Origin of the sequence: Ruegeria sp. HKCCD7303 (assembly GCF_013111185.1) — a bacterium.
In the GTDB taxonomy this organism is placed as follows: domain Bacteria; phylum Pseudomonadota; class Alphaproteobacteria; order Rhodobacterales; family Rhodobacteraceae; genus Ruegeria.
Genome location: NZ_WVRE01000010.1, coordinates 72,055 through 85,887 on the forward strand (window position 1 = coordinate 72,055; position 13,833 = coordinate 85,887).

A 13,833-nucleotide genomic window follows, 5' to 3' on the forward strand; every position below is an offset into this window, starting at 1 on the left:
CCAAAATGCTGCAACTCTGCGGCATGATCCGGTGTCTTGCCCCTTTGTTGTTGGCCGCCTGTGCGGTCGGAACCCCTCATTTCCGCGAGGTGCCTGCCACACGCGTTGCGGTGAATGGCAGCGTGTTCGACGTGCGCGTGCGCGGTGAACTAGCCGAAGCGGTCAGGGTCAACGCGCAATACGCACCCCGCCTGGGTCCGGTCCGAGACCGGGCCGCCCTTGCGATGGCTCAGGTTTCGGGTTGTCCGATTCTGGATGTGCTGGGCGATGCGGCGGTAACGGTTGGTGTTTTGGGCTGTGATCGAGACGCGGGCGAGCGGTTGCTGCTAACCGCTGTTTCTACGCCCAACTATGAGTGCATCGACTATGGCATCTACGAAAACGTTGGGGATGACTACGGCTATCAGGTCTTTGAGTGCACCCCATATTGATATACGCGTGTTTTTGGGTATTTCGGCAAGATATTGTGGATAACTCAAAATGATATCCCATATCCTGCGCAACTCCGTTGACTCGGACCCTATCCCTTGCGCAGACTTTCAACTCATAGGAATCACGGGACACGCTGCCATTGCGTTTCAGCAAGCTCAAACTGACCGGCTTCAAAAGCTTTGTTGATCCAACCGATCTGATCATCGCAGACGGGTTGACCGGTGTGGTGGGGCCAAATGGCTGTGGCAAGTCCAATCTTCTGGAAGCCTTGCGTTGGGTGATGGGTGAAAACCGGCCCAAATCCATGCGTGGTGGCGCGATGGAAGACGTGATCTTCGCGGGTGCGGCTACGCGCCCTGCACGCAATTTTGCCGAGGTCGTCCTGACCATGGACAACTCGGAACGCCTCGCGCCATCCGGGTTCAACGACAGCGATCAGTTGGAGATCGTACGGCGCATCACCCGCGATGTTGGCAGCGCTTACAAGACCAACGGCAAGGATGTGCGCGCGCGCGATGTACAGATGCTGTTCGCCGATGCCTCGACCGGGGCGCATTCGCCTGCGCTGGTCGGGCAGAACCGCATCGCCGAGTTGATCAACGCCAAACCCCGCGCGCGCCGCCGCATTCTGGAAGAAGCCGCTGGGATCTCGGGCCTGTATCAGCGTCGGCACGAAGCCGAATTGAAGCTGAAGGGCACCGAGGCGAACCTGACCCGCGTGGATGACGTTCTGGAGCAGCTTGGTGGGCAATTGGCTCAACTGGCGCGCCAGGCCCGCCAAGCTGCACGATACCGCGAGATTGGCGAGCTACTGCGTCAGGCCGAAGGGATGCTGCTCTATCGGCGCTGGAAAGAGGCCGATATGGCCCGCCAGCAGGCTGAAGAAAAGCTGCGTGAACGTATCGCCGAAGCCTCTCGTGCCGAAGCTGAGGCGCGCGCCGCCGCTGCAAAACGGGCTGAAATCGAGGAAACTTTGCCGCCTTTGCGGGAAGAAGAGGCCATTGCTGCGGCTGTCTTGCAACGCCAGCAGGTGCAGCGCGATCAGCTTGCGGATCAGGAAACTCGCGCGCGGCAAACCATTGAGACACTGACCAACCGTATCCAGCAGCTTGGCAATGATATTGAACGAGAAACCGGTCTGAACCGCGACGCGGGGCAGATGATCGAGCGCCTTGAATGGGAAGCGCGCGAGCTGGCGAAAGCAGCCGAGGGTCATGACGAGAAAGTGGCCGATGCGGCAGAAATCGCACGCGAAGCAGCCTCGATTCTGCAGGACCGTGAAGACCACCTGTCGCAACAGACCGAAGATATGGCTCGCCTTGTTGCACGGCATCAATCGGCACAGCGATTGGTGGAAGACAGTCGCAAGACATTGGCCCGGTCCGAGGGCGAAGAAGAGAAAGCCCGACAGGCTGTGGATGAGGCCAAGACAGCCCTGACCCGCGCCAGCGAAGCGTTCGAAGCAGCCCTTGAGGGCGAAGAGGAAGCCCGAGAAGCAGCGGAAGCCGCAGAAGAGGCGCTGGCTGCTGCAGATGAGCTGCGCAACGAAACGCAAGCCCGCGAGGCCGAAGCACGCGCACAGCGTTCTGAGGCCGAAGGTGAGCTTGGTGCGATCCGGGCCGAAACCACGGCGCTGGCCAAGCTGGTGGAACGCGACACGGCCGAGGGCGGTCAGGTGCTGGATTTGTTGCGCGTCGAGCCGGGCTTTGAAAAGGCTCTGGGCGCGGCGTTGGCCGATGATCTGCGCGCGCCGCTGGTCGACGGCGATGGCCCCTCTGGCTGGGTGCAGGTGGCGGGCTATGACGGGGATCAGCCTTTGCCGGATGGGGTTGAACCGCTGGCGCTGCATGTCTCCGGCCCGGATCGTCTCAGCCGTCGGATTGCGCAGATCGGTCTCGTGGATGCCGATCAAGGCGCACGCTTGCAGGCGTCTTTGAAACCGGGGCAGCGGCTTGTATCCCGCTCAGGCGACCTGTGGCGTTGGGATGGGTTCCGGGCGTGGGCCGAGGATGCCCCAAGCGCGGCAGCGCTACGGTTAGAGCAGCTCAACAAGCTGGAAGCGTTGAAACAGGAACTTGCCCGCACCGAGGCGCAGGCAGAAGGTGCGCGCGCCGCGCATGAGGCGCTGTCGCGGCAATTGGCGGATGTGACTGAGGCCGACCGCCGTGCGCGAGAAGCCCGCCGTGCTGCGGATCAGCGCATGGCCGAAACTGCGCGCTTGCTCAGCCGCGCCGAAGCGGATCGTAATCTGGCGCAGGGCAAGCTGGAGACTTTGACCCTTGCCGTAGATCGCCACAAGGAGGACGCTATGGCGGCCCGCGCGCAACTGCGCGAAGCCGAGGGCGCATTGAATGGCTTGGGCGATCTCGACAGTGCACGTGCCGAGGTCGAAGACATCAAACAAACTGTCGAGGCGGCGCGGATCACGATGCTGACCCACCGTTCGACCCATGATGAGCTGCGTCGTGAGGGGGACGCACGCACCCGCCGCTCGCAAGAGGTCACTAAGGATCTCAGCGGGTGGCGGCACCGATTGGAAACCGCTGAAAAGCGGATTTCGGAATTGGCTGAGCGCAAGGAAAGTTCGGAAGAGGAACTGACCGAGGCCATGGCCGCCCCGGCAGAAATCGCCGAAGCGCGGGAAGAGCTGAACGAATTGATCGAAGCTGCCGAAGCGCGCCGGGCAGAGGCTGCGGACAAGCTGGCCGAGGCTGAGGCCCAGCAGCGTGAGGTTGTTCTGGCAGAACGTGAAGCGGAACGCCTGGCGTCGGAAGCGCGCGAAAGCCGCGCGGCGGCTGAGGCGCGCTGTGATGCGGCAAAGGAAAGTGTGGTCGCTGCGGCAGAACGGATCGCTGAGGATCAACAACTGACCCCGAACCAGTTGCTGAACCAGTTGGATGTGAACCCCGACCAGATGCCTGCGGCGGATGTTCTGGAATCTGAGGTGAACCGCCACAAGCGTCAACGCGACGCCATGGGTGCGGTGAACCTGCGGGCGGAAGAAGACAGCAAAGAAGTTCAGGAAGAGTTCGACACGCTCAGTAGCGAAAAGGCCGATTTGGAAGAGGCGATCAAGGCCCTGCGCAGCGGTATCGCAAGCCTCAACCGCGAAGGGCGCGAACGTCTGCTGACCGCGTTTGAACAGGTGAACTCGAACTTCGCGATGCTTTTCAAGCACCTGTTTGGGGGTGGCGAGGCCAACTTGGTCATGGTTGAAAGCGACGATCCGCTCGATGCGGGGCTTGAGATCATGTGCCAGCCGCCGGGCAAGAAACTGTCGACGCTCAGCCTGTTGTCGGGCGGGGAACAAACCCTTACTGCGACCGCGCTGATTTTTGGTGTCTTCCTCGCCAATCCCGCACCAATCTGTGTGTTGGACGAGGTCGACGCGCCGCTGGACGACGCCAACGTCACGCGCTTTTGCGACTTGCTGGACGAGATGTGTCGCCAAACCGACACACGCTTTCTGATCATCACCCACCACGCAGTGACAATGGCACGGATGGACCGATTGTTCGGCGTCACGATGCAGGAACAAGGCGTGAGCCAGCTGGTCTCGGTTGATCTGAAAAAGGCCGAACAGATGGTCGCGTGACCGTTCACTGCAAGTTTACAACGTTTGCGTTCGGATCGCGCTAGCTTGGGCGCATGACACGATTTCTGATCCCCGCCCTGTTCGTAGCAAGCTTTGCTTATGCTGCAGACTGGCCTTTAAAGTCCGGGGACACTCCTCTGACATCAGCAGAGCTTGACGCTTTGGCAGGCCAAACGATCACCTTCTACGATGATGGTCAGGCCAAATTCTCGGCTGGTGGGGCTTATTCCTATACCTATGCCAGCGGAGACTCGGCTTTTGGCACCTATTCCATCTCCGAGGACGGCAGCGTTTGTATCGCCTATCGCAACGGGTTCAGCCGGTGTGATCTTTATGTACGAAGCGGTGAACGGCTGATTCTGATTGATCAGAAAGGAGACCGCTATCCCGTCCGGCCTGATTAATGCTTTTCGAAATTGAGGCGCTCGACCTGAGCGCAAAGCTGGTGCTCTCTTCATTTTGGTAGGAAACCTTGCCAGACTGAACGGAGGACCATGCCAGTCTATGGCTTAGGAAGGGATTGAACCTGTGGCAGAAGACACCGACGACCGGCTCGCTTTAGGAAAGCAACGCGGCTCACATGGTCGTCAGCAGGACGAAGGTGTTCTGGTCATTCGAACGATTGCAATGCCCGCGGATACCAACCCGGCTGGTGATATTTTCGGCGGGTGGCTGATGTCACAAATGGATCTGGCGGCGGGTAATATGGCGGCGCGTGTGGCGCAAGGACGCGCCGCGACCGTTTCCGTTGAGGCCATGCAATTCTTGCAACCGGTCAAAGTTGGGGACGAAGTGACACTGTATGCGGCGCTGACGCATGTCGGGCGCACATCCATTCGTGTTCACGTGGATGTCTGGGCACGCCCGAGGCAATCGCAGAATGGAAAAAAGGTTACGGAAGCCGAGTTCGTGTTCGTCGCTTTGGACGAAAACGGTGCGCCGCGCCCAGTGTTCGACGACGGTTAAGCGCGGCGTGCCAAGTCAAAGCCGGTTCAGCAAGTCGACCGTTGGCCAGGCATCCGCAGGCAGGCCCAAGCGGGCCTGTTCGGACTGCACCGCGGCACGTGTACCGGCCCCAAGAATCCCGTCGATCTTGCCCACGTCATACCCTTTGGCTTGCAGTTTGGTTTGCAATTGCTTCATCTGCGCGCCATTCAAACCTTGCGCCGGGTTGCCTGCATCATAGATTTGTGCCCCTTCCAGCCGTGTACCAAAATAAGCGGCGGTCAGAACGTAGACAAAGCTTTGGTTCCATTCGAAATAGACGTCGAAATTCGGATAGGCCAAAAAGGCCGGACCATTGCGTCCTTGCGGCAGGATCAGCGAGGCAGGCAAGTTGGCCAACGACCCGCTGCGCGCCTGCACGCCCATGGCTTGCCAGTCGGCCACCGAACGCGGTTTGCCGGGGCCGGACAGGGACCAGTCCATCTGTGCGGGCACCGTGACCTCTTGCAGCCAAGGCTCGCCTGCGCGCCAGCCCAGATGCGACAGCATTTTGCCCCCGGACATCAGCGCATCAGCGGCAGAGGTTTTCAGGCGGACATGCCCGTCGCCATCACCGTCGACGCCGTTTTCCAAAATGTCGCGCGGCAGCATCTGGACCATGCCAATCTCTCCGGCCCATGCGCCTGTTGTTCGGGCCGGGTCGAAATCGCCGTTCTGATACAGTTCGATGGCGGCGAAGATTTGTGGGCGGAAGAGTTCTGGCCGGCGACAATCATGCGCCAAAGTCACCAGCGCGTTGCGGGTGTTGAAGTCGCCCTGGAATGACCCATAGTCGGTCTCGAACGCCCAGAATGCCAGCAGCACGCCGCGAGAGATGCCGTATTCACGCTCGATCCGATCAAAGACCGCATCATATTTGCGCGACATGGCCTGCCCGCGCTCTATCCGGTTGGCTGAAATCAGACGGCGCGAAAACTCGATGAACGGTTTCTGAAACACCCCTTGCGCCCTGTCGGCCCTGAGTACGGCATTGTCTTGCTGCACCCCTTTGAAAAACGCGTTCACGGTGGATTTGTCAAAGCCTTGTTGTACCGCTTCGGTCTTCAGCCCTTTGACAAAGGAATTGAACCCACCCCCACATTGGGCAAAGGCAGGAGAGGCAAACAACGCGGCTGCAATCAGCCCAGAGAGTAAACGCATGAAGAGACCCGTCAGAAAATCAGATTGACCCCAACCCACACCGACACGAGCCCAAGCGCAAGCCCCCAAACGCTCCACAACATGTGACATGCGCGGAAAACCTCCGCCGCCCCGATCTCGCGCGGCGCGTCGCCATTGACCCAGGCCAGGTCCCGCAGCTTTCCATCATAGCTGCGTGGCCCTGCCAGGGCGACGTTCAGCGCGCGAGCCATCGCGGCCTCGGGCCAGCCTGCATTGGGCGAGATATGGCGGCGCGCATCCCCCACAATTTCGCGCCAGCGCGACCGCTGCCCCGAGAGCGCCACGATCAGCACACAGGTCAGGCGGGCAGGGATCAGGTTTAGCAGGTCATCGAACCGGGCCGAGGCCCATCCAAACTCGCTGTACTTTTCATTGCGATAACCGATCATGCTGTCGGCGGTATTCACGGCCTTGTAAATCAGTAACCCCGGCAACCCTGCGACAAGAAACCAGAAAGCAGGCGCAATGACCCCGTCGCTAAGGTTTTCCGCCGCGCTTTCGATGGCCGAACGCGCCACCTGCGCCTCGGTCATGTCCCGCGTATCGCGTGAGACGATCATGGCCACCTGTGCCCGCCCCTCGTCCACTGAGGTCAGCAGACCGTCGCCCACTGCTCGCACATGTTCAACCAGCGATTTCTGTGCCAGCAGGATCGTGCAAAGCAGGATCTCGGCCACAGGCCCCAGCATGGACATTGCCCATCCAAGTCCACATGCACCGCCGACCAGTACGGCAAGCACGCCCGCACCTTTCAATCGTCGTGATGCCCCGTGGTTTAAGCGATTATCCAGCCAGGCAATCAAATTTCCGATCATCACTGCCGGGTGTTTGACGCGCGACCATAGCCAGTCGGGCTCTCCCAGCGCTGCGTCCAGACACATGGCACAGACCAGCATCAGGCCAAGGCTCACAGCGCGGCCTCCAGCCGATCCCACCCGTTTGCAGGCGGCAGCCCGAGGCGCAGGTAGGTGGTCGAATAAGGAAAGATGCGGCTCCAGATATGGGTCTTAGCAAGCCGATCCCGCCATTTCTCGGCATCATCAACCTGATAAAGACGGAACAGGCTTGTGCCGCCAACGACCTCGGCACCTTTGGTTGTCAGCAGCGTATCCAGTCGAGATGCCTCATCTGCCAGCCGCGCACGCATAGAGTCCGCCCAGCCGGTGTCTGACAGGGCCTGAGTTCCGACCCGCAGGGCAGGGCCTGACACCGACCAGGGGCCAGTCAGAGCATTCAGCTGGCCAATCACATCTGGCCGCCCGATCGCAAAACCAAGTCGCATTCCGGCCAATCCCCAGAACTTGCCAAAGCTCTTCAACACGATCACGCCGGGGCGGTCTGCCAGATGGATCAGAGAGGCGTCGGGCGTGACGTCGCAAAAGCTTTCATCAATTACCGTCAGCGGGGCAGAGACATCGCTTTCCAGCCAGATACGCCCGTCGGGATTGTTCGGGTGCACGATCACTCGGGCGTCTCCGGGCGTGTTTGCCTGAACACTCCACCCCTGAGATGTAAAGGCGGCCGCGTGTTCGTTATAGGTGGGTGGCGTGATTTGAACCGTGCCGGATTTAGCCAGGGCTGGGATTCGGGCGATGATGGCTGATGCCCCGGGTGCGGGAAGGATCGCTGCCCCATCCGGCACGTTCCAGAACCGGCGCGCGGCATTGCTAAGTCGTTCAAAAGCACCATGATCCGGCAGCTCAGTCCAATCCCCTGCGGTCAGTCCTGTAATCTCATAGGGATGTGGGTTGATGCCGGTCGACAGATCAATCCAGTCGCCACGTTGACCGCCATATCTGATGATCGCTCTGTCCAGCCCGCCGCCGTGGTCGCGCACCGCGCGTGGGTCCAGACCGTGATCCAATGTGCTCATCTGCTCTCTCTGCGGGAAATGACCGGTTTTGGCGCGTTTCAAGCGGATTTTCGCCTCTTTTACAAGCAAATCCGCTAGATCACGGAGCTGTGGGGGCGCTGTTAACACTTTGTTAAGGAAATAACGAGATCACGGATCACGGGGGTCGGCACCACTCACCATATCAAGTGCCGAGGTTGTTGCAAATGAAAGTTCTGATTGTTGAGAGTAACCCCGACCTTGGTCGGGTCTGGAAAAGGCATCTGGAACGGCAAGGCGCCGAGGTCACGCTGGTCGAGACGCAGGAGGCCGCCATTCTGGCGCTTTACGGCACGGATTTCGAAATCATCGTGCTGGATCTGGTTCTGGAAACCGGCAGCGCATTAGCCGTGGCCGATTTCGCAAGCTATCGCCGCCCCGAGGCGCGGGTGATCTTTGTCACCAACACCACCTTTTTCTCGGACGGTTCGATCTTTGCTCATAGCCCGAATGCCTGTGCCTATGTGCAAAGCGAAACGCCGCCAGAGGACCTGGCGGCGATGGTTGAACATTACGCAGCGGGGCGCTGATCGCGTCGGTGCGGTTCCATATAGTCCAGCACAGGGTTTGTCGGGATGATCCGGTGTGGATTGATGCTGTTGTGGCTAAAGTGATAGTGGCGCACGATATGGTTCATGTTCACCGTGGGCGCGACACCCGGCCACTGATACAACTCACGCGTATAGGCCCAAAGGTTGGGGTAGTCGATCAGACGGCGCTTGTTGCACTTGAAATGCAAGTGATAGACCGGATCAAAACGGATCAGTGTTGTGAACAGTCGCCAGTCAGCCTCGGTGATCCGACCCCCCATCAAATACCGATTGCGGGACAGGCGCTCTTCAAGCCAGTCCAGTGTCTCGAACAACGGACCCACAGCGGCGTCATATGCTTCTTGCGAAGTGGCGAAACCGGACTTGTAGACGCCGTTGTTCACGTCTGAATAGATGCGGGCGTTGACCTCTTCGATTTCGTCCCGCATCGCCTCGGGCCAGTAGTCATCGGTGTTGCCCGTGATCCCGTTGAAGGCGGAATTGAACATGCGGATAATTTCCGAGCTTTCATTCGAGACAATGGTCTCTTGCTGCTTGTCCCACAGGATCGGCACCGTCACGCGCCCGGAATAGGAGGGGTCAGCCTTGGTGTAGATCTGATGCGCGTAGCTGAACCCATAGAGGTCATCGCCCGTCGCGCCATGATCGTCTTTTTCAAAAGTCCAGCCCTTGCCCAACATGTCGGGGTGCACAACAGAGACTGAAATCAGATCGCTCAACCCTTTCAGCTCGCGAAAGATCAGCGTGCGATGTGCCCATGGGCAGGCATAGCTGACATAGAGGTGATAGCGCCCGGCCTCCGCCTTGAAACCGCCCTTGCCGGACGGCCCCGCGTTGCCGTCGGCTGTCAGCCAATTGCGAAATTGCGCCGCGCTGCGTTTGAATGCGCCGCCTGTCGATTTCGTGTCATACCAAGTGTCGTGCCATGTTCCGTCGACCAGCAGGCCCATACCTTTTCCTCCGCAAGAGCGTTTCGTCAAAGATAAGCCCAAGCAGGACCCGTTCCTATGCGAATGGCCGCGCAAAATCCCTGCGTTGGCGCACAGTCACGGTTGGGATATCCGGGCAACAATTTGTACCGGCTTCGATTTCCGTGATCTCCTTCACTGGATTTTTACAACCTTTCCCGCACAATAGAAGTCATTCACGGGGGAACGGATTAATGAGTACTTATGTTTCAAAGGAAATACGCGCCGAGTTGGACGCTGCCCGAATCGCCACGCTGAAGAAAGCCAGCCGTCTAAGGGTGGAAATGGGCAACAATACCTACAAAATCCTCAAATTGTGGAAGGATGGATTCACAGTTGAGGCTGAAACTACGCCGCGTTTGCGCGGTCTGGTCGATATCTATGATGGGGCCAACCATCTCTACCAATGTCTGATCGTCGCGGACGAAGATGAGGGTGGTGAGATGCGGTATGAATTCAAACGCAGCACGGCGGCGCATGACAGGGCTCCGCTGGATTTCTATCGCGCGCCGGACGCGCCGATTGCTTTGTTGGGGCACGAAGATTAAGGCCTGATTTCTTTCGTTGTACCGGTTTTAGTCAGGCTCCAATGGTGGCCATTCAGGCGTTCGACGATGCAATCTGGCCTTATGTCCGGTCTTCGGGCGGTTTTCTCGATCAGGTTAGGATCGAAACGTTAAGTTCGGGGCGTAACCACGGGCGCGGATCGGCGAGGCACAAAAAGTGCCAGCCAAGCTGGCTGGCACCTACGATCAACAGGGCCAGGCAAATCAATCCCAGCCAAATCATGTCTTACTGCAAATCACCGAAGGCCCGTTTCAACCGCGTACAGGCTTCTTCGACCCGCGCGCGCTGGGTGGCGAGGTTGAACCGCTCAAACGTTTCGCCACCCGTTCCGAAACCGGGGCCTGAGGAGGTTGCGATTTTTGCGTCCTCACGCAGGCGGCGGACAAATTCGTCGTGATCCATACCGGTGCCCGAGAAATCGACCCAGGCCAGATAAGTTGCCTGCAAAGGCATCGACCACAGGCCCGGAATCCCGGCAATGGTCTGATCAAACAAACGCTTGTTGCCTTCCAGATGTGCGACCTGGGCATCCACCCATTCGGCCCCTTCCGGGCTGTAAGCGGCGGTGATCATTTCCACGCCCAATGCACCGGGATCGTAATCCAGCGCCTGAAGCCGGTTTTTCATAGCTGTGCGTAGTTTTGGGTCAGGGATGATCATGTTGCCAGTGCGCTGACCCGCGATGTTGAAGGTCTTTGACGCCGCGGTCAGGGTCACGGTCCAAGGCCGTGCATCAGGCGCTGCCACATCCATCGGCACAAATTTGGTGCCGGGGTAAACCAGATCGTGGTGGATCTCATCGGACACCAGGATCAAGCCATTGCGTTCGGCAAACGCGGCCACAGCGCGAAGTTCCTTTGGCGTCCAGACCCGACCCGATGGGTTTTGCGGCGAACACCACAGCAGCATCGTTTCTGACCCGTCCAGCCGCGACTGCGCGTCGTCCAAATCAAGCCCATAGCTATCGCCATCACGCACCAGCGGGCATTCCACGACCCGGCGGCCCGATTTGTTCACTTTATGGGCAAACTCGTGGTAGACTGGGGTGAAGATCACGATGCCATCGCCCGGCTCGGTCCAAACATCCAGCGACAGCGCGATTGCATTGCCCAGACCTTGGGTCGTCAGAATCCAATCCGTGTCGATTTCCCAGTCATGACGGCTTTTCATCCACCATTGGATCGAAGCGAGATAATCCGGGTGCGTCCATGAGTACCCGAAAACGCCTTGATCTGCGGCTTTACGCAAAGCGTCGATCACGCAAGGCGCTGTTTGGTAGTCGGAATCGGCCGTCCACATGGCCAGCCCATCCTCGGGTGAGACACCATAGAGCATCTCCATCTTATCCCATTTGGAACTGTTGGTGCCCCGGCGATCGATCAGGTCGTTGAAAGTCATGTCTGCTCCGTTCTGTTGGACGAAAGCTAACCGCAAATCAGGCAGGTGCAAGGGGGGCGTTGCGGCGCGAGGCGGGATGGCCTAAATCAGCCTCATGAAACGCAATATCCTGATCCATCCCGATCCCCGCCTGAAGAAGGTCTGCGCGCCCGTGGGCGACCTAACGGACGAGCTGCGCAAACTGGCTGATGACATGCTGGAAACCATGTATGACGCGCCCGGCATCGGCCTGGCCGCGCCGCAGATCGGTGTGCTGGATCGGTTGATTGTTCTGGATTGTGTCAAGGAAGAAGGTGAAACCCCGCGCCCCCTGATCATGTTCAACCCCGAGGTCATCGCATCATCGGATGAAACCAATGTCTATGAGGAAGGTTGCCTGTCGATCCCCGATCAATACGCCGAAGTGACCCGCCCTAAGGTGGTGGATGTCTCTTGGATGGATCAAAATGGCAATCTGCAGCAGGAAACCTTTGATGGGCTTTGGGCCACCTGCGTGCAGCATGAGATTGACCATCTGAACGGCAAGCTCTTCATCGACTATCTCAAACCGCTGAAACGACAAATGATCACGCGCAAGATGCAAAAGCTGAAACGCGAGAAAGCGCGCTCATGACCGTGCGCACCTGCTTGCCCTGGCCGGACAAACGTCTGCGCACCAAAGCGGATGAGGTGGCTGAAATCACCGATGAAATTCGCGCCGTGTGGGATGACATGATTGACACGATGGAGGCGATGCCCGGCGTTGGCCTTGCCGCGCCACAGATCGGTGTGATGCTGCGTCTGGCAGTAGTCGATGGGTCGGCCGAACGCGGCAAGGCCGTGCGTCTGGCGAACCCGGAAATCCTGCACAGCTCGATCGAACTTCGCGAACACGAAGAGGCCAGCCCGAACTTGCCCGGCGTTTCGGCCAAGATCAAACGCCCGCGTGCAGTGACTGTAAAGTTCCTGAACGAACAGGGTATGGTGGACCGTCGTGACTTTGTCGGGATCGACGCTACCAGCGTGCAGCATCAGATCGATCACCTGAACGGGAAGATGTTTTTCGACCGTCTCAGCAAGGTCAAACGCGACATACTGCTGCGCAAAGCCAAAAAGCAGGGGTAAAGATGCGCGTTATCTTCATGGGAACCCCGGATTTCTCAGTTCCGGTGCTGGATGCGCTGGTCGAGGCCGGGCACGAAATTGCTGCTGTCTATTGTCAGCCTCCGCGCCCCGCTGGTCGCGGCAAGAAAGACCGCCCAACGCCCGTTCATGCCCGGGCCGAGGCTCTGGGCTTGCTCGTGCGCCATCCCTTTTCGCTGAAATCAGCCGAGGAGCAAGACGCCTTTGCCGCGCTGAACGCGGATGTGGCCGTTGTCGTGGCTTACGGCCTGATCCTACCGCAAACCGTTCTGGATGCGCCCAAGCATGGGTGTCTGAACATCCACGCCAGTCTGCTGCCGCGTTGGCGCGGGGCTGCGCCGATTCATCGGGCGATCATGTCCGGCGATGCCGAGACCGGGATCTGCATCATGCAGATGGAGGCTGGTCTGGACACTGGTCCGGTTTTGCTGCGGCAGGCAACTGAAATTGAATCCGAAGAAACCACCGCGCAACTGCATGACCGGCTTTCGATCCTTGGGGCCGTGTTGATCGTCGACGCACTTGCCAAGCTGCCGGACCTGGTGCCCGAACCGCAACCTGAGAGCGGTGTGACCTATGCCGCTAAGATCGACAAGTCTGAGGCGCGCATCGACTGGACCCGCCCGTCGGTCGAGGTTGACCGGAAAATCCGGGGCCTTTCGCCTTTTCCCGGGGCTTGGACCGAAATGGATGGTGAACGCATCAAGCTGCTGGCGTCGCGCCTTGCAGAGGGGCAGGGCGCACCGGGTGAGGTTCTGAACCAGGATCTGCATGTGGCTTGTGGGCAGGGGGCCGTTGAACTGCTGCGCTTGCAAAGGGCAGGCAAAGGCGCGCAGGATAGGGAAACGTTTCTGCGGGGCTGGGCAATACCAACTGGCACTCGGTTATCTTCGGAGTAAAGCCATATGTTCATGGTGTTGATGGGCACCGTCGTGATTGCGGGGATCGTGGGCTACCTGTCCGAACAGACCGGTTTTACCCATAACGGCTATTTGCAATCGATCATCATCTGTGTAGGCGGGGCATTTTTGTTCTATTTCTTGCGCATCATGTTCGGCATCAGCTTTGGTCCTCCGGGTCTGGATGCGGTGATCTCATCCGTTGGTGCCCTGATCATTGTGCCGACCCACTGGAGGAAATGAG

15 protein-coding genes are annotated in these 13,833 nt (G+C 59.1%); 10 read left to right on the plus strand and 5 right to left on the minus strand.

Going from position 1 to position 13,833, the window contains the following annotated elements; genetic code table 11:
- The first annotated feature begins 5 nt into the window (after positions 1-5).
- From GS630_RS19880 to GS630_RS19895, 4 genes are all read left to right on the plus strand, one after another.
- Complete coding sequence (locus GS630_RS19880; RefSeq protein WP_253285951.1) at positions 6-431, plus strand: hypothetical protein; 426 nt, start codon at positions 6-8, stop codon at positions 429-431.
- A 140-nt stretch (positions 432-571) separates the two neighbouring features.
- Complete coding sequence (locus GS630_RS19885; protein ID WP_171621359.1) at positions 572-4,027, plus strand: chromosome segregation SMC family protein; 3,456 nt, start codon at positions 572-574, stop codon at positions 4,025-4,027.
- Positions 4,028-4,080: 53 nt separating this feature from the next.
- Positions 4,081-4,431 carry a hypothetical protein gene (locus GS630_RS19890; protein WP_171236175.1) on the plus strand — a complete coding sequence of 117 codons (351 nt, stop codon included), beginning with the start codon at positions 4,081-4,083 and terminating at the stop codon, positions 4,429-4,431.
- Between the two features lie 223 nt (positions 4,432-4,654).
- Complete coding sequence (locus GS630_RS19895; protein WP_171621378.1) at positions 4,655-4,993, plus strand: acyl-CoA thioesterase; 339 nt, start codon at positions 4,655-4,657, stop codon at positions 4,991-4,993.
- Positions 4,994-5,008: 15 nt separating this feature from the next.
- Here the strand turns inward: GS630_RS19895 and GS630_RS19900 are convergent, their stop codons facing one another.
- Genes GS630_RS19900 through GS630_RS19910 form a run of 3 tightly spaced genes read right to left on the minus strand, consistent with a single transcriptional unit; the run spans position 5,009 to position 8,066 of the window.
- Positions 5,009-6,172, minus strand: a complete 1,164-nt coding sequence (locus GS630_RS19900) for a lytic murein transglycosylase (protein WP_171621360.1) — start codon at positions 6,170-6,172, stop codon at positions 5,009-5,011.
- 11 nt (positions 6,173-6,183) lie between these two features.
- Entirely contained in the window at positions 6,184-7,104 is a 921-nt protein-coding gene (gene cbiB, locus GS630_RS19905; protein WP_171180822.1) for an adenosylcobinamide-phosphate synthase CbiB, read from the minus strand.
- Positions 7,101-8,066, minus strand: coding sequence for a threonine-phosphate decarboxylase (locus tag GS630_RS19910; protein ID WP_171238797.1), 966 nt, complete (start codon positions 8,064-8,066; stop codon positions 7,101-7,103). The genes cbiB and GS630_RS19910 overlap by 4 nt, the downstream gene beginning before the upstream one ends.
- Positions 8,067-8,251: 185 nt before the next feature.
- Here GS630_RS19910 and GS630_RS19915 point away from each other — a divergent pair, with 185 nt between their 5' ends.
- Positions 8,252-8,614 carry a response regulator transcription factor gene (locus GS630_RS19915; RefSeq protein WP_171180820.1) on the plus strand — a complete coding sequence of 121 codons (363 nt, stop codon included), beginning with the start codon at positions 8,252-8,254 and terminating at the stop codon, positions 8,612-8,614.
- Here GS630_RS19915 and GS630_RS19920 read toward each other — a convergent pair.
- Entirely contained in the window at positions 8,596-9,585 is a 990-nt protein-coding gene (locus GS630_RS19920) for a glutathione S-transferase family protein (protein WP_171621361.1), read from the minus strand. The two genes, GS630_RS19915 and GS630_RS19920, sit on opposite strands and share 19 nt — an antisense overlap.
- A 212-nt stretch (positions 9,586-9,797) precedes the next feature.
- Here GS630_RS19920 and GS630_RS19925 point away from each other — a divergent pair, with 212 nt between their 5' ends.
- A complete protein-coding gene (locus tag GS630_RS19925; protein WP_171236170.1) occupies positions 9,798-10,151 on the plus strand; it encodes a hypothetical protein in 354 nt (117 codons plus the stop codon).
- 244 nt (positions 10,152-10,395) lie between these two features.
- Here the strand turns inward: GS630_RS19925 and GS630_RS19930 are convergent, their stop codons facing one another.
- Complete coding sequence (locus GS630_RS19930) at positions 10,396-11,568, minus strand: MalY/PatB family protein (RefSeq protein WP_171621362.1); 1,173 nt, start codon at positions 11,566-11,568, stop codon at positions 10,396-10,398.
- 94 nt (positions 11,569-11,662) lie between these two features.
- On the opposite strand from GS630_RS19930, the gene def (GS630_RS19935) reads away from it, so the two are divergent.
- The 4 genes from def (GS630_RS19935) to GS630_RS19950 are packed head-to-tail and all read left to right on the plus strand — an operon-like array spanning position 11,663 to position 13,832.
- Positions 11,663-12,181 carry a peptide deformylase gene (def, locus tag GS630_RS19935; RefSeq protein ID WP_171621363.1) on the plus strand — a complete coding sequence of 173 codons (519 nt, stop codon included), beginning with the start codon at positions 11,663-11,665 and terminating at the stop codon, positions 12,179-12,181.
- Positions 12,178-12,672: a peptide deformylase gene (gene def / locus GS630_RS19940; RefSeq protein WP_171621364.1), complete on the plus strand. Its 495-nt coding sequence runs from the start codon at positions 12,178-12,180 to the stop codon at positions 12,670-12,672. Before def (GS630_RS19935) ends, def (GS630_RS19940) begins: the two co-directional genes overlap by 4 nt.
- A gap of 2 nt (positions 12,673-12,674) precedes the next feature.
- Entirely contained in the window at positions 12,675-13,589 is a 915-nt protein-coding gene (gene fmt, locus GS630_RS19945; RefSeq protein WP_171621365.1) for a methionyl-tRNA formyltransferase, read from the plus strand.
- 6 nt (positions 13,590-13,595) lie between these two features.
- Complete coding sequence (locus tag GS630_RS19950; protein WP_171180808.1) at positions 13,596-13,832, plus strand: hypothetical protein; 237 nt, start codon at positions 13,596-13,598, stop codon at positions 13,830-13,832.
- The last annotated feature ends 1 nt before the right edge of the window (position 13,833 follow it).